At 67.3% G+C, this 19247-nt stretch carries 19 protein-coding genes and 1 pseudogene; 12 read left to right on the forward strand and 8 right to left on the reverse strand.

Translation table 11 applies throughout. The features are described from left to right. Positions 1 to 110 (forward strand): annotated as a pseudogene (locus AC5P66_RS17570) (IS110 family transposase); the annotation flags it as partial. Positions 111 to 191: 81 nt separating this feature from the next. On the opposite strand, the gene smpB reads toward AC5P66_RS17570, so the two are convergent. Further along, positions 192 to 695, reverse strand: coding sequence for an SsrA-binding protein SmpB (gene smpB, locus AC5P66_RS17575; protein ID WP_005416174.1), 504 nt, complete (start codon positions 693 to 695; stop codon positions 192 to 194). A 57-nt stretch (positions 696 to 752) separates the two neighbouring features. Between smpB and AC5P66_RS17580 the strand changes: the two genes are divergently transcribed. Further along, the gene (locus AC5P66_RS17580) at positions 753 to 1178 is read left to right on the forward strand and encodes a type II toxin-antitoxin system RatA family toxin (protein ID WP_049414020.1); all 426 of its coding nucleotides are present in this window, start codon (positions 753 to 755) and stop codon (positions 1176 to 1178) included. Positions 1179 to 1181: 3 nt separating this feature from the next. Next, positions 1182 to 1439, forward strand: a complete 258-nt coding sequence (locus AC5P66_RS17585) for an RnfH family protein (RefSeq protein WP_049414018.1) — start codon at positions 1182 to 1184, stop codon at positions 1437 to 1439. Positions 1440 to 1475: 36 nt separating this feature from the next. Here AC5P66_RS17585 and AC5P66_RS17590 read toward each other — a convergent pair whose 3' ends face one another. Further along, complete coding sequence (locus AC5P66_RS17590; RefSeq protein WP_014036847.1) at positions 1476 to 1868, reverse strand: outer membrane protein assembly factor BamE; 393 nt, start codon at positions 1866 to 1868, stop codon at positions 1476 to 1478. Positions 1869 to 1971: 103 nt separating this feature from the next. Here AC5P66_RS17590 and fur point away from each other — a divergent pair, with 103 nt between their 5' ends. Continuing rightward, the gene (gene fur, locus AC5P66_RS17595; protein WP_049414016.1) at positions 1972 to 2379 is read left to right on the forward strand and encodes a ferric iron uptake transcriptional regulator; all 408 of its coding nucleotides are present in this window, start codon (positions 1972 to 1974) and stop codon (positions 2377 to 2379) included. A 63-nt stretch (positions 2380 to 2442) separates the two neighbouring features. Here fur and AC5P66_RS17600 read toward each other — a convergent pair whose 3' ends face one another. Further along, the gene (locus AC5P66_RS17600) at positions 2443 to 3693 is read right to left on the reverse strand and encodes an SGNH/GDSL hydrolase family protein (RefSeq protein ID WP_099495102.1); all 1251 of its coding nucleotides are present in this window, start codon (positions 3691 to 3693) and stop codon (positions 2443 to 2445) included. 97 nt (positions 3694 to 3790) lie between these two features. On the opposite strand from AC5P66_RS17600, the gene AC5P66_RS17605 reads away from it, so the two are divergent. Further along, positions 3791 to 4708, forward strand: a complete 918-nt coding sequence (locus AC5P66_RS17605; protein WP_099495103.1) for a LysR family transcriptional regulator — start codon at positions 3791 to 3793, stop codon at positions 4706 to 4708. Between the two features lie 110 nt (positions 4709 to 4818). Here AC5P66_RS17605 and recN read toward each other — a convergent pair whose 3' ends face one another. After that, a complete protein-coding gene (gene recN / locus AC5P66_RS17610; RefSeq protein WP_049416922.1) occupies positions 4819 to 6480 on the reverse strand; it encodes a DNA repair protein RecN in 1662 nt (553 codons plus the stop codon). A gap of 115 nt (positions 6481 to 6595) precedes the next feature. Here recN and hrcA point away from each other — a divergent pair, with 115 nt between their 5' ends. The 4 genes from hrcA to dnaJ all read left to right on the forward strand — a co-directional run bounded on the left by hrcA (position 6596) and on the right by dnaJ (position 11622). Continuing rightward, positions 6596 to 7660: a heat-inducible transcriptional repressor HrcA gene (gene hrcA, locus AC5P66_RS17615; protein ID WP_049416920.1), complete on the forward strand. Its 1065-nt coding sequence runs from the start codon at positions 6596 to 6598 to the stop codon at positions 7658 to 7660. A 63-nt stretch (positions 7661 to 7723) separates the two neighbouring features. Continuing rightward, positions 7724 to 8239, forward strand: a complete 516-nt coding sequence (grpE, locus tag AC5P66_RS17620; RefSeq protein WP_049416918.1) for a nucleotide exchange factor GrpE — start codon at positions 7724 to 7726, stop codon at positions 8237 to 8239. Positions 8240 to 8420: 181 nt separating this feature from the next. Continuing rightward, positions 8421 to 10343, forward strand: a complete 1923-nt coding sequence (gene dnaK, locus AC5P66_RS17625; protein ID WP_005416183.1) for a molecular chaperone DnaK — start codon at positions 8421 to 8423, stop codon at positions 10341 to 10343. Positions 10344 to 10497: 154 nt separating this feature from the next. After that, entirely contained in the window at positions 10498 to 11622 is a 1125-nt protein-coding gene (gene dnaJ / locus AC5P66_RS17630) for a molecular chaperone DnaJ (protein ID WP_099495104.1), read from the forward strand. A gap of 59 nt (positions 11623 to 11681) precedes the next feature. Here the strand turns inward: dnaJ and AC5P66_RS17635 are convergent, their stop codons facing one another. Beyond that, positions 11682 to 12479, reverse strand: a complete 798-nt coding sequence (locus AC5P66_RS17635) for an AraC family transcriptional regulator (protein ID WP_049416914.1) — start codon at positions 12477 to 12479, stop codon at positions 11682 to 11684. Between the two features lie 72 nt (positions 12480 to 12551). On the opposite strand from AC5P66_RS17635, the gene AC5P66_RS17640 reads away from it, so the two are divergent. From AC5P66_RS17640 to AC5P66_RS17650, 3 genes are all read left to right on the forward strand, one after another. Then, entirely contained in the window at positions 12552 to 13751 is a 1200-nt protein-coding gene (locus AC5P66_RS17640; protein WP_049416912.1) for an MFS transporter, read from the forward strand. A gap of 550 nt (positions 13752 to 14301) precedes the next feature. Continuing rightward, positions 14302 to 15210, forward strand: a complete 909-nt coding sequence (gene pdxY, locus AC5P66_RS17645; RefSeq protein WP_099487756.1) for a pyridoxal kinase — start codon at positions 14302 to 14304, stop codon at positions 15208 to 15210. Next, entirely contained in the window at positions 15207 to 16331 is a 1125-nt protein-coding gene (locus AC5P66_RS17650; RefSeq protein ID WP_111097305.1) for a prephenate dehydrogenase, read from the forward strand. Before pdxY ends, AC5P66_RS17650 begins: the two co-directional genes overlap by 4 nt. 260 nt (positions 16332 to 16591) lie before the next feature. On the opposite strand, the gene AC5P66_RS17655 is transcribed toward AC5P66_RS17650, so the two are convergent. From AC5P66_RS17655 to AC5P66_RS17665, 3 genes are all read right to left on the reverse strand, one after another. Beyond that, positions 16592 to 16786 carry a hypothetical protein gene (locus AC5P66_RS17655; protein ID WP_049438860.1) on the reverse strand — a complete coding sequence of 65 codons (195 nt, stop codon included), beginning with the start codon at positions 16784 to 16786 and terminating at the stop codon, positions 16592 to 16594. 70 nt (positions 16787 to 16856) lie between these two features. Continuing rightward, complete coding sequence (locus AC5P66_RS17660) at positions 16857 to 18629, reverse strand: ABC transporter transmembrane domain-containing protein (protein ID WP_049414855.1); 1773 nt, start codon at positions 18627 to 18629, stop codon at positions 16857 to 16859. Continuing rightward, positions 18622 to 19218, reverse strand: coding sequence for an IMPACT family protein (locus AC5P66_RS17665; protein WP_111097304.1), 597 nt, complete (start codon positions 19216 to 19218; stop codon positions 18622 to 18624). Before AC5P66_RS17665 ends, AC5P66_RS17660 begins: the two co-directional genes overlap by 8 nt. Positions 19219 to 19247 lie beyond the last annotated feature (29 nt).

Below are 19247 nucleotides of genomic sequence, written 5' to 3' on the forward strand. Positions count from 1 at the left end.
ACATTCTCGCCAGAAAGCTGGCCAGGATCGCTTGGGGCGTCTTCAAGAGCGGCCGGGACTTTGACCCGGCCATGCTGAAAGTGGGTCAAACCTGCTTCCAGCAGGCTTGACCACGAACATAGGATCTCGGCTCTACAGAATGGCCGGTCAGCCGAGCTTGGCTCGGCTCTACGTGGTGATATGGAGCGGCCTTACGCGTCGCGGTTGCCGCGACGCATCACACGCTGCTTCTCGATCGCCCAGTCGCGGTCCTTGGCGGCATCGCGCTTGTCATGGGTCTGCTTGCCCTTGGCCAGCGCGACTTCGAGCTTGATCTTGTTCTTGCTCCAGTACATCGCAGTGGGCACGATCGTGTAGCCATCGCGCTCGACCTTGCCGATCAGCTTGTCGATCTCGTTCCGGTGCAGCAGCAGCTTGCGCTCGCGCCGGTCATTGGCCACCACGTGGGTGGAGGCCTGGATCAACGGGGTGATCTGTGCGCCGATCAGGTAGATCTCGCCGCGCTTCACATAGGCGTAGGCGTCGATGATGTTGCCGCGGCCTGCGCGGATCGACTTGACCTCCCAGCCCTGCAGGGCGAGACCGGCCTCGAACCGTTCTTCGATGTGGTACTCGTGGCGGGCACGCTTGTTCAACGCGATGGTTTTGTTGGCCGTCGCGCTCTTTGCTTTATCCTTGCCGCTGTTCTTGCTCATTTCCGTATTGTCTCCGATTCGGGCCCGCCCGGTCGATTGCCGAAACGTCCTGTATTCATGCCTACTATCCGCCGCAGCGCCCTGGTCGAACATTCGGCCGCGCGCATGTTCGACCTGGTCAATGATGTCCAGGCCTATCCGCGCCGTTTCCGCTGGTGCTCGGCTGCCCAGATCCTTGAGGAGGGCGAGGACCGCCTGGTGGCGCGACTGGACCTGGGCCTGGGCTCGTTCAGTACCTGGTTCCAGACCGAAAACACCCTGCAGCGCCCGCACAGCATTGATATGCAGCTGCGCGATGGCCCGTTCAAGCAGCTGCACGGCCGCTGGGAATTCCATGCGCTGGCCGAGGATGCCTGCAAGGTCACCCTGACCCTGGAGTTCGAACCCAGCTCGCGCCTGCTCGGTCCGGCGCTGGCGATCGGCTTCCAGGGGCTGGCCGATCGCATGGTCAACGATTTCGTCCGCGTCGCCGACGAGGGCTGAGCGATGATCGAAGTCGAGGTGGTCCTGGCCTGGCCGCAGCGGCTGCTGTCGTGCCGCCTGCAGCTGGAGGAGGGGGCCACCGTCGCCGATGCTGTCGCGGCGGCCGCACTGGACGGCAGTGCCGATTGTCCCGCCGTCGCCGTGCATGGCGTACTGGCGCGCCCGCAACAGGTTCTGCTGGACGGCGACCGCATCGAACTGCTGCGCCCGCTGCTGGCAGATCCGAAGGACAACCGCCGGCGTCGCGCGCTCGGCGGCTGATCCCGGCAACCCGTCCCTGCGGACGGGGTTGGGCGATTAACGGCCCTTCTTCTTCTTGTCCTTCGGCAGATTGCGGCCGAACTGGCGCACGGTCTGCTGGGCCAGGGCCTTGTCGTTGCCCGGGAAGTAATCGCCTTCCCAGCGGGTCACGGCGTCATTCTCGAAGAACACCACGAAGTTCTTCACTTCGGTACGGCCCAGGCGGTTCACGCGCTGGCTGGAGGTGTAGTCCCAGCGCTGGGCGTGGAACGGGTCGGGAATGGACGGGGTGCCCAGCAGCGCGGTGACCTGCTGCTTGCTCTGCCCGACCTGCAGCTTGGCCACGGCATCTTCCCGGATCAGGTTGCCCTGATAGATGGGTTGCTTGTAGATGATGCCGCACCCGGTGGTGGACAGGGCGACGGCGGCGACCAACAGGAGATTGCGCATCGGGAATGGCGGTTGGGGAAATCAAACCGATGATACACTCCCGGCGTGCCACCGCGACCCAATCCGAGGCAGCTGGCGCTAAATCGCCAATGAACGGAGACCTATGGAAACCCACGACCTGCGTAAAGTCGGCCTGAAGGTGACCCATCCGCGGATGCGGATCCTGGCGCTGCTCGAGCAGCGCAATGCCCAGCACCACATGACCGCCGAAGACATCTACCGCCAGCTGCTGGAGCATGGCGACGAGATCGGCCTGGCCACGGTGTACCGGGTGCTGACCCAGTTCGAGGCCGCCGGCCTCGTGCTCAAGCACAATTTCGAGGGCGGCCAGGCGGTCTACGAACTGGACCGTGGCGGCCACCACGACCACATGGTCGACGTGGACAGTGGCAGGATCATCGAGTTCGAAAGCCACGAGATCGAGGAGCTGCAGCGCAAGATCGCCGCAGACCATGGCTACGAGCTGGAAGAGCACTCGCTGGTGCTGTACGTGCGCAAGAAGCGCAAGTAAGCCGTTCCGGCCAGCTGGATGCGACGGAACCCCGGGCCTGCCCGGGGTTTTTCGTTGATGGGGTCAGAGCCCTTTCCCTTCAGGAATGGGATCCGGCCCCTTGCGGCCCAGCAGGATCTCCAGGTCCACCGCTTCAGCCATGGCCCGGTTGCCGGCGTCACCCGGGTGGAGGTGGTCGCCGGAGTCGTAGGCGGCGGCCATCCGTGAGGGATCGGCCGGGTCGCGCAGCGCCGCGTCCAGGTCGATCACTGCGTCGAACGGGCTGTCCGTGCGCAGCCAGGCATTGATCCGTTGGCGCAGGGCATCCTTGTCCGGGTGGTAGTAGTCGTCCAGTGGCGTGCCGGGCAGGGCGTCGGCAAACGGCGGCAGGGTGGCGCCAATGATCCGCACGCCACGATGGCGGGCCTGTTCTGCCAGCGCGCGATACCCCGCCTGCAGTTCGGCCAGCGTGGGCCGGGCCTGGTTCCGGGCGAACGCAGTGCCAGGCCAGCTGATGTCATTGATGCCGATCAGCACGATCACACTGGATACCGCAGGCTGGTCCAGCGCGTCGCGCCGGAAGCGCGCCAGGGCGGATTCACCCATGCCGTCGCGCAGCAGCCGCCCCCCGGAAATGCCGGCGTTCACCACGGCTATGCCCCGCGCTGCCAGGCGTGCGGCCAGATGATCGGTCCAGCGCTGGTCCTGGTCGAGGCTGGCGGTGGCACCGTCGGTGATCGAATCCCCGATCACCACCACGCTGCACGCGTCGGCCTCGACGTCAATTCCGGTCAGCAGCAGGCGGGCGGTGGTGCTGCTGGCTGCGCTCAGGGCCTGGGCCCGGCTCTGGTCGCCGGGGGCGATCCAACTGGTCTGGCGGCCTTCCCAATGGAACGTCTGAACGGTTGCCGGCCCCGGCACAAAGACGCTGACCTGCAATGCCTGGCGGTCATCCGTGGCCAGCGGGAGCGGATCGCTCAGCTGTTCCTGAGCGGGCCCGATCAACACCCCGGGCTGGCCGCCGAAGCTGAGCGGTTGCGGGATGGCGCCCGCGTGTGCGGCCACGCTGGCCGCCCCGATCCGCAGCGGCTGGGTGCCGTAGGCATTGCTCAGCCGCACCCGCAGCCGCGGGCCGCCCAGGCTGATGCGCGCCGTCTGGCGGAAGGTCTGGTCCTGCAGTGTGCCCGGGACCAGGGTCGGGAACAGGAAATCCGCGTTCCAGACCGGCTGCGGGCTGGCCTGCCAGCTGGCGACCCAGTGCGGGGCGGATGCGGCACTGGCGGCGCCGGACACGGCGAGCAGGGCGGTTGCGGTGAGCTGGCTGAATCGGTTCATCGGGCGGTCCCGAGTGGAGGGACCGCCATGGTGATTCCGAGCTTATCTGTGAACTAGACTGCGCATGGACAATCATCTGTGAACTGGATTCATTGCCATGGCGCGACCCGACATCAACCGATCCGGCGAACTGGAAGTGTTCGTGCGGGTGATCGAGACCGGTGGATTCTCCGCCGCCGCACGCACCCTGGACATGACGCCGTCAGCAGTGAGCAAGCTGGTGGCCCGGCTGGAGCAGCGGCTGGGTACGCGCCTCCTGCAACGCTCGACCCGCCAGCTGCAGCTGACCCCGGAAGGCTGCGCGTTCTACGAGCGTGGCCTGCGCGTGCTGGCCGACCTGGAGGAGGCCGAGCGTTGTGCCAGCGCCCATGCCGAGCCGCGCGGGCGGCTGCGGGTCAACTCCAACGTGCCGTTCGGCCGCCATTTCCTGTTGCCGCTGCTGCCGGCGTTCCTTGAGCGCAATCCGCAGGTGGGCGTGGACCTGACCCTCAACGACGAGGTGATCGACCTGCTGGAGCAGCGCACCGACGTGGCAGTGCGGGCCGGGCCGCTGAAGAGCTCCAGTCTGGTGGCGCGACGGCTGGGCGCGACGCGGATGATGATCGTGGCTGCGCCAGCGTACGCGCAGCGGCATGGCCTGCCGCGCACCGCGGAGGAACTGCAGTCGCACAACCGGCTGGACATCGGCCATGCGCGTGCGATGCAGGGGTGGCCGCTGCTGCAGGAGGGGCGCGAGCGGATGCTGCTGCCCAGTGGCAATGCCCGTGCCAGCAACGGCGATGCGCTGCGCCAGCTGGTGCTGGGAGGGCTCGGCATGGCGCGGCTGGCGGCATTCCAGGTGCAGGAGGACATTGCTGCCGGGCGCTTGCTGCCGGTGCTGGAAGAGGCCAATCCCGGTGATCTGGAAGAGGTGCACGCGGTGTTCCTGGGGCAGGGCGGTTACCTGCCGCTGCGGGTGCGCGCGTTCCTCGATTTCCTGGTGGAACAGGTCGATCTGACGCAGCCACGGGGGTAGTGCCGGCCGCTGGCCGGCAACCCCATGATCTTCATCCACCCGCATCGGGATGCCGGCCAGCGGCTGGCACTACCGTGCGGAAGCCGAGCCAATGCCCGGCTCGGCCGGCGTTACACCTGCAACAGCTTGCGGGCGGCGGCCCGCGCTTCCTTGCTCACTTCCACGCCGCCGAGCATGCGCGCCAGCTCTTCCTCGCGCGCCTTATTGTCCAGCTTTTCCACTGCGCTCTGGGTCATGCCTTCCACCGGGGCCTTGCTGACCCGGTAATGGGCGTGGCCCTTGGAGGCGACCTGCGGCAGGTGGGTCACGCACAGCACCTGGCGCTTCTCGCCGAGCGCGCGCAGCTTCTGGCCGACGATGTCGGCCACCGCGCCACCGATGCCGGAGTCGACCTCGTCAAACACCATGGTCGGCACTGCATCCAGGTCCAGCGCGGCCACTTCGATGGCCAGCGAGATACGTGACAGTTCACCGCCCGAGGCCACCTTGCGCAGGGCGCGCGGCGGTTGGCCGGCGTTGGCCGCCACCAGGAACTCGACGCGCTCGGCACCCTGCGGGTCGGGCTTGCCGCTGTCCTGCGGCTCCAGTTCGATCAGGAACTGGCCGCCGCCCATGCCGAGCTCGGCGATGATGCCGGTGGTGGTGGCCGACAGTTCGGCAGCGGCGCTGCGGCGGCTGGCGGTCAGCACTTCAGCCTGTACGCGCCAGGCGGCGGCGGCCTTGTCGATCTCGCCGGCCAGGCGCTGCAGGCGCTCGTCGGCGCCACGCAGCTGCTCCACTTCGGCATGCATGCGCTCGCGCTGCGCGCCCAGTTCGTCCATCGGCACGCGGTGCTTGCGGGCCAGGTCGTGCAGGCGACCGAGGCGGCGCTCGTTCTCCTCGAACTGTTCCGGGTCGGCATCCAGATCGTCGTGCACGCGGTCAAGCAGCGACAGGGCTTCGTGCAGCTGGATCGAGGCGTTCTCGATCAGGCTGTCCACTTCGCCCAGGCGCGGGTCGTGCTCGATCAGACGCGACAGCTCGTGGCGCACCTGCTGCAGCAGGTCCAGCGCAGAGCTGCCGTCATCGCCGTTGAGCTGGTTGCTGGCGGCCTGGCAGGCGCTAAGCAGGGCGCTGGCGTGGGCCTGGCGACGGTGGCTGGCGCCAAGCGCGGCAATCGATTCCGGTTCAAGATCCTCGCGGTCCAGTTCGCGCAGCTGGTGCTCCAGGAAGCCGATCCGGTCACTGACGTCGCCCTGTTGCGACAACGCCAGCGATTCATCGACCAGCGCCTGCCAGGCCGCGGCGGCGTGGCGCACCTGGCGGCGCTCGTTCTCGTTGCCGGCATAGGCATCCAGCAGGGCCAGCTGCGACGGGCGCGCCAGCAGCGCCTGCTGTTCATGCTGGCCGTGGATCTCCACCAGCAGCGAGGCCAGGTCGCCCAGCTGTGCCAGCGTCACCGGGCGGCCATTGATCCAGGCCCGCGAGCCGCCGTCGGCGCGGATCACGCGGCGCAGCTGGCATTGGTCCTCGTCGTCCAGCTCGTTGTCGGCCAGCCACTGGCGGGCGGCCTGCAGCTGCTCCAGCGCGAATTCGGCGGAAAGCTCGGCGCGTGCGGCGCCATGGCGGACCACGCCGCTGTCGGCGCGCAGGCCGGACAGGAAGCCCAGTGCGTCGACCATCAGCGACTTGCCGGCGCCAGTCTCGCCTGAAACCACGGTCATGCCTGGCCCGAACTCCAGTTCGGTGGCGCGGACGACGGCGAAATCCTTGATCGAAAGATGTCTGAGCATGGGTAAGGGGGTATCAGCAGCCGCGCAACGCTAGCACGCGCGCGCGGGAGGTCCAATGACTTGCCAAGGTGATGCGTCGCCATTATCTAGTGTCCGTGTCTCACAGGTTGATTCCATGCACGGTTCTCCCGACCAGCTTGCTCCACGCGCGCGCCATCTGCTGCGCACGCTGATCGCGCGCTACATCCAGGACGGCGAGCCGGTCGGCTCGCAGACGCTGGCGCGCGTGGCCGGCCTGGAAGTCAGCCCGGCCACCATCCGCAACATCCTGGGCGACCTGGAGGATCTGGGCCTGCTGGCCTCGCCACATACCTCGGCCGGGCGCATCCCGACCGCGCATGGCTACCGGGTGTTCGTCGACAGCCTGCTGCAGATGCAGCCGCCGGGCGAGGGCGAGCTGGCCCGGTTGCGCCAGGAACTGGCCGGCGGCGGCAGTACTCAGGCCCTGCTCGGCAGCGCCTCGGAGCTGCTTTCGGCGATGAGCCACTTCGTCGGCGTGGTCAGCGCACCGCGGCGCGAGCAGTTCGCCTTCCGCCAGATCGATTTCGTGGCTCTGGACGGGCGCCGGGTGCTGGCGATCCTGGTATTTGCCGACAACGAGGTGCAGAACCGGGTGATCGAGACCCGGCAGGAGTTTGCGCCAGGCCAGCTGGAGCAGGTCGCCAACTACCTCAACGCGCATTTCGCCGGCCTGCCGATGGCCGAGATCCGTACCCGCCTGCTGCTGGAGCTGCGCGACGCCCGGTCCGAACTGGAGCAGTTGCTCGCCCACAGCATCGAACTGGCCGAGCAGGCCCTGCAGCCGGCGGCCGACGACATGCTGGTGGCCGGCCAGACCCGCTTGATGGGGGTGCAGGACCTGTCCGACCTGGAGCGCCTGCGCGAACTGTTCGAACTGTTCTCCAGCAAGCGCGAGATCCTGCAGCTGCTGGAGCGGACCATCCAGGCGCCGGGGGTGCGCATCTTCATCGGCGAAGAGACCGGAATGATGCCGCTGCAGGGCGTCTCGCTGGTCACTGCCCCGTACACCGCCAATGGCCAGGTGCTGGGCGTGCTGGGCGTGATTGGTCCCAAGCGGATGGCCTACGACCGGGTGATCCCGCTGGTCCAGGCCACCGCCGATGTGCTTGGCGCGGCCTTTTCGCCGGCCGGGCGCACGCCGGGAACATCCGACGCTTGAAACGCAGCATCCCGCCCACACTAGGGTGGGTGGAGGCGGAGAGTGACCGCCAGGGACCCAGACATGAACCACGAACAGCCAGATATCGAATCCCAGCAGAGTGCCGCCGATGCGGCTGCCACCGCCGGCGTCAACGACGAAGTCGAGCGCCTGCGCGCCGAAGTCGAGCAGGTCAAGGCCGATGCGCTGCGTGAGCGCGCCGACCTGGAAAACCAGCGCAAGCGTGTTGCCCGTGACATCGAGCAGGCCCGCAAGTTCGCCAACGAGAAGCTGCTGGGCGAGCTGCTGCCGGTGTTCGACAGCCTGGATGCCGGCCTGAAGGCCGCCGGCGACGACCCGCACCCGCTGCGCGAAGGCCTGGAGCTGACCTACAAGCAGCTGCTCAAGGTCGCTGCCGACAACGGCCTGGTCCTGCTCGACCCGATCGGCCAGCCGTTCAACCCGGAGCACCACCAGGCCATCAGCCAGGCGCCGACCCCGGGCGCCGCCCCGGGCAGCGTGGTGACCGTGTTCCAGAAGGGCTACCTGCTCAACGAGCGCCTGCTGCGGCCGGCGCTGGTGGTAGTGGCCGCCGATTGATCCCGCGGGGCCGGGGCGGCGGACAGACCCGTCACCCGACCCGACGCTGAACGCGGCGGATCATCGGAAACACAGCGTTCGGGAGGTGGCTTGAATGTTCCACGGGCCTCCCCCACATCGTATTCATCCACCGGCCGAACGGCCGGACTGACCCCAACAAGCATCCTCAGGAGTCTCCCCCATGGGCAAGATCATTGGTATCGACCTCGGCACCACCAACTCGTGCGTGGCGATCATGGACGGCGGCAAGGCCCGCGTCATCGAGAATTCGGAAGGCGATCGCACCACCCCGTCGATCGTCGCCTACACGAAGGACGGCGAAGTCCTGGTCGGTGCCTCGGCCAAGCGCCAGGCCGTGACCAACCCGAAGAACACCTTCTACGCGGTGAAGCGCCTGATCGGCCGCAAGTTCACCGACGGTGAGGTGCAGAAGGACATTGCCCATGTCCCGTACAGCATCCTGGCCCATGACAATGGCGACGCCTGGGTCGCCACCAGCGACGGCAAGAAGATGGCCCCGCAGGAAATCTCGGCCAAGGTGCTGGAGAAGATGAAGAAGACCGCCGAGGACTTCCTCGGTGAGAAGGTCACCGAAGCGGTCATCACCGTGCCGGCCTACTTCAACGACAGCCAGCGCCAGGCGACCAAGGACGCCGGTCGCATCGCCGGTCTGGACGTCAAGCGCATCATCAACGAGCCGACCGCGGCTGCGCTGGCCTACGGCCTGGACAAGGGCGACAACAAGGATCGCAAGATCGTGGTGTACGACCTGGGCGGCGGCACCTTCGACGTTTCGGTGATCGAGATCGCCAACGTCGACGGCGAGAAGCAGTTCGAAGTGCTGGCCACCAACGGTGACACCTTCCTGGGTGGCGAAGACTTCGACAACCGCGTCATCGAGTACCTGGTTGAAGAGTTCAACAAGGACCAGGGCATCGACCTGCGCAAGGATCCGCTGGCCCTGCAGCGCCTGAAGGATGCTGCCGAGCGCGCCAAGATCGAGCTGTCCAGCGCCCAGCAGACCGAAGTGAACCTGCCGTACGTCACCGCTGACGCGTCGGGTCCGAAGCACCTGAACATCAAGCTGACCCGCGCCAAGCTGGAAGCACTGGTGGACGACCTGATCAAGAAGTCGATCGAGCCGTGCCGCGTCGCCCTGAACGATGCCGGCCTGCGTTCGAGCGACATCAGCGAAGTGATCCTGGTCGGCGGCCAGACCCGCATGCCGAAGGTGCAGCAGGCGGTGACCGAGTTCTTCGGCAAGGAACCGCGCAAGGACGTCAACCCGGACGAAGCCGTGGCACTGGGTGCGGCGATCCAGGGCGGCGTGCTGGGCGGCGACGTCAAGGACGTGCTGCTGCTGGACGTGACCCCGCTGTCGCTGGGTATCGAAACCATGGGTGGCGTGTTCACCAAGATCATCGAGAAGAACACCACCATCCCGACCAAGGCCTCGCAGGTGTTCTCCACCGCCGAGGACAACCAGTCGGCCGTGACCGTGCACGTGCTGCAGGGTGAGCGCGAACAGGCCCGCTTCAACAAGTCGCTGGCCAAGTTCGACCTGTCCGGCATCGAGCCGGCCCCGCGTGGCCTGCCGCAGGTGGAAGTGTCCTTCGACATCGACGCCAACGGCATCCTGCACGTGTCGGCCAAGGACAAGAAGACCAACAAGGAACAGAAGGTCGAGATCAAGGCCGGTTCGGGCCTGTCCGAGGAAGAGATCGCACGCATGGTCGCCGACGCGGAAGCCAACCGCGAGGAAGACAAGAAGTTCCAGGAACTGGTGCAGGCCCGCAACCAGGCCGACGCCCTGATCCACGGCACCCGCAGCGCCATCACCGAGCACGGCAGCAAGGTCGGCGGCGATGTCATCGGCAAGGTCGAGGCAGCGCTGGCTGACCTGGAAACCGCGATGAAGGGCGACGACAAGGCACAGATCGAAGCCAAGTCGAAGGCACTGGAAGAAGCTGGCCAGTCGCTGTTCGCCGCTGCTTCGGCCGACCAGGGCGGTGCCCCGGGTGCCGACGCCGGCAATGCCGGCAAGGCGCAGGACGACGTGGTCGACGCTGAGTTCACCGAAGTCAAGGACGACAAGAAGTCCTGATCCGGACCGACGCGGGACGCTGGCCACCAGCGTCCCGTTGTCGCATCAGGGTCCTGACCGCCCACCGGCGTGTCGGGGCGCCCGACGCAAGAGCGGACCTGGTTCCGCTCTTCCGCTTTGACGAATCCCGACTTTCCGGAACCCGATTCACGATATGAGCAAGCGCGATTACTACGAAGTGCTGGGCGTTGCCCGCACCGCCACCGACGACGAGCTGAAGAAGGCCTACCGTCGCTGCGCGATGAAGTTCCACCCGGACCGCAACCCGGGTGATGCGGCGGCCGAGGCCTCCTTCAAGGAGTGCAAGGAAGCCTACGAAGTGCTGTCCGACGGCAACAAGCGCCGCATGTACGACAGCCACGGCCACGCCGCGTTCGAGCACGGCATGGGCGGCGGCGGTCCGGGTGGTCCGGACATGAACGATATCTTCGGCGATATCTTCGGCAACATCTTTGGCGGGGGCGGCGGTGGTCCGCGCCAGGCCCGTCGCGGTGCCGACATCGGCTACGTGATGGAGCTGGACCTGGAAGAAGCCGTGCGCGGCATCGAGCGCCGGATCGAGATCCCGACCCTGGCCGAGTGCGGCGACTGCGATGGCAGTGGCTCCGAAGATGGCAAGGTCGAGACCTGCAATGTGTGCCATGGCCGCGGCCAGGTGCGCATCCAGCGCGGCATCTTCGCCATGCAGCAGGCCTGCCACAACTGCGGCGGCCGTGGCCAGATCATCGCCAAGCCCTGCAAGACCTGCCACGGCAACGGCCGCGTCGAGGAAGACAAGGTGCTGTCGGTGAAGGTGCCGGCGGGCGTCGATACCGGTGACCGCATCCGCCTGCAGGGCGAGGGTGAAGCCGGGCCGGCCGGTACGCCGCCGGGCGACCTGTACGTGGAAGTGCGCGTGCGCGAGCATGCGATCTTCCAGCGCGATGGCGACGACCTGCACTGCGAAGTGCCGATCCGCATCTCGCAGGCGGCACTGGGTGACACCGTGCGCGTGGCCACGCTCGGCGGCGAAGCGGAAATCCGCATTCCGGCCGAGACCCAGACCGGCAAGCTGTTCCGCCTGCGCGGCAAGGGCGTGCGTTCGGTGCGCAGCCGCAGCGAAGGCGACCTGTACTGCCGCGTGGTGGTGGAGACGCCGGTCAACCTCACCAACGAGCAGCGCAAGCTGCTGGAGCAGTTCGAGGCCACCTTCGTCGGCGAGGAAGCGCGCAAGCATTCGCCGAAGTCGGCCACCTTCATCGACGGCGTGAAGGGCTTCTGGGACCGGATGACGTCCTGAGGTCTCAACGCAAACGTTGAACGTAAGCGCCGGGCCATGCCCGGCGTTTCCGTTTGCGCTCAGCGGAAAAACGCCGCTGGCGTCTGCCCCAGCTGGCGCTTGAACATGCTGGTGAACGCGCTGGGGCTGTCGTAGCCCGTCGCCAGCGCGACATCGATGACCTTGTCGCCGATCGCCAGCCGCTCCATCGCGGCCAGCAGCCGTGCCTGTTGCCGCCACTGCCCGAAGGTCATGCCCAGCTCGGTGGCGAAGCGCCGCTGGATGGTTTTCACGTCCACCTCCAGCGCCTGCGCCCAGTCCTGCAGCGTGGCGTCATCGCCGGGGTGCTTCTGCAGGTGTTGGCAGATCCGCTGCAGGCGCGGGTCGCTTGGCGCAGGCAGGTGCAACGGCAGCACGTCCATGCGGTGCAGCTCGTCCAGCAGCAGGCGGACCACGCGGCCATCGCGGCTGTCCTCGATGTGCTCGCCCTTGACCAGCGTGGCGGCCTGCAGCAGCTCGCGCAGCAGGGGCGAGACCTGCACCGCGAACGGCTCGGCCGGCAGGTGCAAGGCGAACGACGGATCGATGTACAGGCTGCGCATGTGCACGGCGGCGATGCAGTCCACCGCGTGCACCATGCCGGCCGGCATCCAGATCGCGCGGTTCGATGGGACGACCCAGCGCCCGACTTCCGACCGCACCACCATCAGGCCGGAGATGGCGTAGACCAGCTGGTGGCGCTGGTGCTTGTGACCAGGGATGTGGGTACCTACCGGGTACTGGGTGACCCGATAGGTGACCGGGCGATGCAGTGGAACCTCCCGCCAGGGCGCGGCCGGATCGACGTCACTGGCGATGTCCTTTTTGCGATAGGGCATGACCTGAACGCGGCAGAAGGGAGAGAGGGGCAACCGTAGCATGCGTGGCTCGCCCCCAACCTGACTGCGTCCATGTCGACCCTGGCTTCTCCCGCAACGACCTCACGCCCGGCGGCCCCCGGCGTGCTGGCCGCCATTTCTACCTCGCACGTCGTCAACGACATGATGCAGTCGCTGATCCTGGCCATCTATCCGGTGATCAAGGGCGGCTTCAATCTCAGCTTCACCCAGATCGGCCTGATCACGTTGACCTACCAGCTCACTGCGTCGATCTTCCAGCCATTGATCGGTGTCGCCACCGACCGCCGCCCGGCACCGTACTCGCTGCCGATCGGCATGGCCTCGACCCTGTGCGGCATGCTGCTGCTCGGCTTCGCACCGAACTACGCGATGGTGCTGCTGGCAGCGGCAATGGTCGGCATCGGCTCGGCGATCTTCCATCCGGAGGCCTCGCGCATCGCGCGGCTCGCCTCGGGCGGCCGTCATGGCTTCGCGCAGTCGGTGTTCCAGGTGGGGGGCAATTTCGGTACCGCGTTGGGCCCGCTGATTGCAGCGGCAGTGATCGTGCCGTACGGCCAGCATGCCGCGTCGTGGTTCGCAGGCGCGGCCCTGATCGGCATCGCATTGCTGACCTATGTTGGCCGCTGGTACGCGTTGCATCTGGGCACGCCGCGTCCGGCCAGCACCGCGTCGATGGCGCCGAGGCATCCGCCGCGCACCGTGGCCAAGGTGCTGGCGATCCTGCTGGTGCTGATCTTCAGCAAGTACTTCTACATGGCCAGCATCGGCAGCTACTTCACCTTCTACCTGATCCACCACTTCGGCATTCCGGTGGCGCAGGCGCAGCTGCACCTGTTCGCGTTCCTGGTGGCGTCCGCAGCCGGTGGTTTCCTGGGTGGCCCGTTGGGTGACCGGATCGGCCGCAAGCCGATCATCTGGACCTCGATCCTGGGCGTGGCGCCGTTCGCGTTGATGCTGCCGCATGCCGACCTGTTGTGGACGACGGTGTTGGCGGTGCTGATCGGCTTCGTGCTGTCCTCGGCGTTCTCGGCGATCGTGGTCTACGCGCAGGAGATGATGCCGCACCGCATCGGCATGGTGTCCGGCCTGTTCTTCGGTTTCGCGTTCGGTATGGGCGGGCTGGGTGCCGCCGTGCTCGGCCTGCTGGCGGACAGGACCAGCATCGAGTACGTCTACCAGCTGACCGCGTTCCTGCCGCTGCTGGGCATCGTCGCGGCGTGGCTGCCGCCGTCGCGGCCTGCTGCTCGCTGAGCAGGGCTTGCAGCCCTGCACCCGCAGAGGCAACGGCAACAGCCGAAGCGCGCTATCCGTGGATTGGCGGGGTGGGTCCGGTTGCGGGGGACGCCGTAAATACGTCCCTGTAGGCTCGGTCGCGCCATCCATGGCGCTCACGCCCCCGCAACCGGACCCACCCCGCCTTCGACAGTTTCCTGCGATTTGTCGGAACGGTGTACTGCTCTGGTAGGTGTCGAGCTTGGTCGACACGGTAGACCCATGCCATGCGTGGATGAATTCATTCGATATCTGACAGATGTGTCGACCAAGGTCGACACCCACCAACAGCCGCAGTTACCAACAGCCGCGTGAACCTGTCGAAGGCGGGGCGGTGTCGGAGTGCGGGGTGTCAGCCGCATGGATGCGGCTGCCAAGCCTACACGGACGTACTTGCGGCGTCCCCGCATTCCGACACCGCCCCGCCACCCCACGGATAGCTCGCTTTTGCCGTTGCCGTTGCTTGCAGCTTCGGCAGGTGCAGGGCTGCAAGCCCTGCCGAAAACCTCCTTGGGCGTAGAATGCGGCCATGAGCGAATCCCTTGATAACCACCTGGTCCACGGCCGCCGCCAGCGGCCGGATGGCCCGTCGCCGATCGATGTCATCTCGGTCCAGTCGCAACTCGTCTACGGCCATGCCGGCAACAGCGCCGCCGTACCGCCGATGCGCGCGCTGGGCGTGCGCGTGGCGGAAATCCCGACCGTGCTGCTGAGCAATGCGCCTTTCTACGACACCACGCGTGGCCGCGTGCTGCCCGCTGACTGGTTCGCCGACCTGCTGCTGGGCACCCACGAGCGCGGCCTGCCGCAGCGGGCGAAAATGCTCGTCTCCGGCTATTTCGGCAGCACCGCCAACGGGGCCGCCTTCGCAGACTGGCTGGACGACATCCTGCCGGCCTGCCCGCAGCTGCGCTATTGCCTGGACCCGGTGATTGGCGACACGCACACCGGCCCCTACGTGGAACCCGGGCTGGAAGCGATCTTCGCCGAGCGCCTGTTGCCGCATGCCTGGCTGGTGACGCCGAACGCTTTCGAACTGAATCGCCTGACCGGCATGCCGGCGCTGGCCGAGGCCGATGCCATCGCCGCCGCGCGCACGCTGCTGGATCGCGGCCCGCATTGGGTGATCGCGCACAGCGTGGGCGGCACCCCGGGTGAACTGGTGACCCTGGCCGTCGGCCGCGAGGAAACCTGGCGGTGGACCTCGCCGCTGCTGCCGGTGGACGTGGCGGGTACCGGCGATGTGCTGATGTCGCTGGTGGTGTCGTTCCTGCTGCGCGGCGAATCGATGCAGCAGGCGATTTCGCGTGCGATTGCCGGCACCCATGCGGCGCTGGAGGCGACGCTGGACAACGGCTTCGAGGAATTCGACGTGGTCGCCGCCGCGCCGGCGGCGCTGGCCGAAGGCACGCGCTTCCGCGCCGAACGCGTGGCATGAGCGGCCTGGATCCGCGCACGCCGCGCACGGTCGGCATCATCGGCAGCGCTGGTGCCTACGGGCGCTGGCTGACCCGCTTCTTCCAGCAGCACATGCAGCTGCAGGTGATCGGCCACGATCCGGCCGACCCGGGTTCGCACACGCCGGAACACCTGCTGGCGCAGGCCGATGTGCTGGTGTTCTCGGCACCGATCCGGCACACCCCGGCGTTGATCGCCGAGTACGTGCAGCAATCGGCGGGTCGCGAGCGCGGCAGGCTGTGGCTGGATGTGACCTCGGTGAAGGAGGCGCCAGTGCAGGCGATGCTGGCCTCGCAGGCCGAAGTGGTCGGCCTGCACCCGATGACGGCGCCGCCGAAGGCGCCGACCCTGAAGGGCCGGGTGATGGTGGTCTGCGAAGCGCGGCTGCAGCTCTGGCAAGCGTGGGTCGATACGCTGTGCACCGCGCTGCAGGCCGAGTGCGTGCGGGCCACGCCCCAGCACCACGACCAGATGATGGCGCTGGTGCAGGCGATGGTGCATGCCACCCACCTGGCCCAGGCCGGCGTGTTGCGCCAGTACCAGCCGCAGCTGGGCGACCTGGCTGCGATGATGCCGTACCGTTCGGCATCGTTCGAGCTGGATACGGCGATCATCTCGCGCATCCTGTCGCTCAACCCGGCGATTTACGAAGACATCCAGTTCGGCAACCCGTACGTAGCGCCGATGCTGGAGCGGCTGGTTGGCCAGTTGCAGGCCCTGCAGGTGCAGGTCGGGCAGGGCGACGACCGTGCACGTGGTGCCTTCCGCGAGCAGCTGCTGTCAGCCAATCGCAGTGCTTTCGGTGATCAGGCGCTGGCTGAAGGCAACTACACGTTCGAACGCGTGGGCTATCTGCTGGCTGACCTGACCGAGCGCAATGCGCTGTCGGTGCACCTGCCGGAAGACCGGCCCGGCTCGCTGCGCGAGCTGCTGAACGTGTTCGAGCAGCATCGCATCAGCCTGGCCTCGATCCATTCCTCACGTACGCCCGGCGGCGAAGTGCACTTCCGCATCGGGTTCATCGCCGGCAGTGATCCGGCAGCGATCACCCGGGCGGCTGCGGAAGTGGACGCCAGCGGCATCGGCCGGGTGCTCGGCTGACCACATTCATCCACAGGCGGTGTGGATGGATCCTGAGCAAACGTGTGGATAACCTCGCTCAGCCCTTGCTGGCAAAGGCTGTCAAGATGCCTGGCGAAAAATTGGTCACGCTTTTTTGCAGGGTCGAGCCATGCTCGACTGCTTCTGGCGAAAAGCGTGTCGCGCAAGGTCGACACCTACCAGAGCGGAGGATGGAAATCCGGTAGCGCGAGCGGGGGGCAGCACCAATGCGGCAGCGCCGGGCCATGCCCCGGCGGACCTCAAATCGTCAACCGCAGTTCACCACCACTGGTGGTGAACTCGCGCCCATTGCGCACCAGCTGGCGCCCGTCATCCAGCTCATAGCGCGGCGTGGCTTCGGAGTGGTGCCCGCTGCCGTTCGCCTCGGGCTTGAATTCGATGATGACGTGGCTTTCGCCATTACTGTCGATGGCGGGGAACTGACGGAACGACATCGCGTACCTCCTTCAGCGGATGCTGGGGATGCGCGGCCAGCTTGGTCTTGCCGATGTTAGCCGGCCGTCATCAATCGATGAACTGCAGTCGTGCCAGTTCAGCGTACAGTCCGCCTTCGGCCAAAAGCTGGGCATGGGTACCTTCGGCGACAATACGGCCCTGGTCCATCACCACGATGCGGTCGGCCTTGAGCACGGTGGCCAGGCGGTGGGCGATGACCAGCGTGGTGCGACCGGCCATCAGCCGCTCAAGTGCCTGCTGCACGCCATGCTCGCTCTGTGCATCCAGTGCGCTGGTGGCTTCGTCCAGCAACAGGATCGGCGCATCCTTCAGCAGTGCGCGGGCGATCGCCACGCGCTGCTGCTGACCACCGGACAGGCGCGCACCGCGTTCGCCCAGCTCACTGTCGTAGCCTTGCGGCAATGCCCGCAGGAAGCCATCGGCCTCTGCTGCACGTGCGGCGTCCTCGACTTCGGCGTCGCTGGCCTGCAGCCGGCCGTAGCGGATGTTGTCGCGCGCACTGGCCGCGAACAGCGTCGGCTGTTGCGGCACCAGCGCCAGCTGCGCTCGCAGCTCGGCCGGATCGACCTGGCGCACGTCGATGCCATCCACGCAGATGCGGCCGCTGGCCGGATCGTGGAAGCGCAGCAGCATCGACAGCACCGTGCTCTTGCCTGCGCCCGATGGGCCGACCAGGGCCACGGTCTCACCCGGGCGGACATGCAGACTGAAGTGGTCCAGCGCGGCCTGGTCCGGGCGCTGCGGATAGTGGAACACCACGTCGTCGAACTGGATTTCGCCGCGTAGCGGTTGGGGCAGTGCGTGCGGCTGCGCCGGCGCACGGATCTCGATGTCTTCCTGCAGCAGCTCGCCGATACGGCCCATGCCACCGGCCGCACGCTGCAGCTCGTTCCACACTTCGGCCAAGGCGCCCACCGAGCCGCCGCCGATCAGCGCGTACAACACGAACTGGCCCAGCGTGCCGGCACTGAGGCGTCCGTCGATGACATCGTGCGCGCCCAGCCACAGCACGCCAACGATGGCGCCAAACACCAGCAGGATGGCGCTGGCGGTAACCAGCGATTGCGCACCGATGCGCCGGCGTGCGGCACCGATGGCATCGCCCAGCGCCTTGTCAAAGCGTCCGCGCTCATAGGGCTCGCGTGCGTGCGCCTGCACCGTGCGCACGGCGCCCAGCGTCTCGCTGGCCAGGCTGTTGGCATCGGCGATGCGGTCCTGGCTGCTGCGTGCAACCGTGCGCAGCTTGCGCGCGCCGATGATGATCGGCAGTACCGCCAGTGGGATGCCGAGCAGCGACCATGCCGCCAGCCTCGGGCTGGTGACGAACAGCATGGCCAGGCTGCCGACCACGGTGACGCTGCTGCGCAGGGCGACCGACATGGTCGAGCCGACCACGCTGCGCAGCAGTTCGCTGTCGGCGGTCAGGCGCGAGACCAGTTCGCCGCTGCGGCTGCGGTCGTGGAACCCGGCGCCGAGCTGGATCAGGTGTGCGTACAGACGACTGCGCAGGTCGGCGACGACCTTCTCGCCCAGCAGCGACACGAAGAAGAACCGTGCGGCCGTCGCCAGTGCCAGCACCACCGCCACCAGCATCAGCAGGGCGAAGGCACGGTTGATCTGGCCACCGCTGGTGAAGCCGTGGTCGATCATCTGCTTCACGGCAGGGGGCAGGCTCAGCGTGGCGGCCGACGAGACCGCCAGGGCCAGCAGCCAGGCGGTGAACAGCCCGCTATGGCGGCGCACGAACGGCCACAACGTCCGCAGGCTGCCGAGGCGGCGCAGCGGCGGGGTCGAGGCAGGGGCGTCGTCCTTGTCAGTCATCCTGGTTGTCGTCTTGTATGCGGATACGGTCACGGGTGGCGTCGCGCAGGCGGATTTTCAATGCATCGACCTGATCGGCCGGCAACTCGGCCCGCAGGCACACGCCGTTGGCATCGAACTGTTCATCGAGCTTCCCGGCGCCGAAGGCGGGCAGGGTGGCGTGCAGGGTGCCCAGGTCCTCGAAGCCGGCCAGCAGCTGCAACCGGGCCATCGCCACCAGGGGCAGGCGGGGGGCGGTGCGCAGGCACTCGGCGGCAGCGCCACCGTAGGCGCGCACCAGTCCACCGGCGCCCAGCTTGATGCCGCCGAACCAGCGCGTCACCACCACCATCACGCGGTCGAAACCCTGGCCATCGATTGCCGCCAGGATCGGTCGTCCGGCCGTTCCGGCGGGCTCGCCATCGTCGCTGGAGCGGTAGTCCTGGCCGTACCGGTAGGCCCAGCAGTTGTGGGTCGCGTCGGCTGCTGCAACCTGCTGCAGGACCGCCATGGCCGCTGCGGCGCTGTCGATCGGCGCAGCATGGGCGATGAAACGACTGTGTTTGACTTCCACCGTGTGGCTGACAGTCTGGGCGAGGGTATCGAGCATTCCCGTCATTCTACGGGGTCGCCGGAGGT

The organism is Stenotrophomonas sp. YJH_SMC_122, from assembly GCF_059369535.1.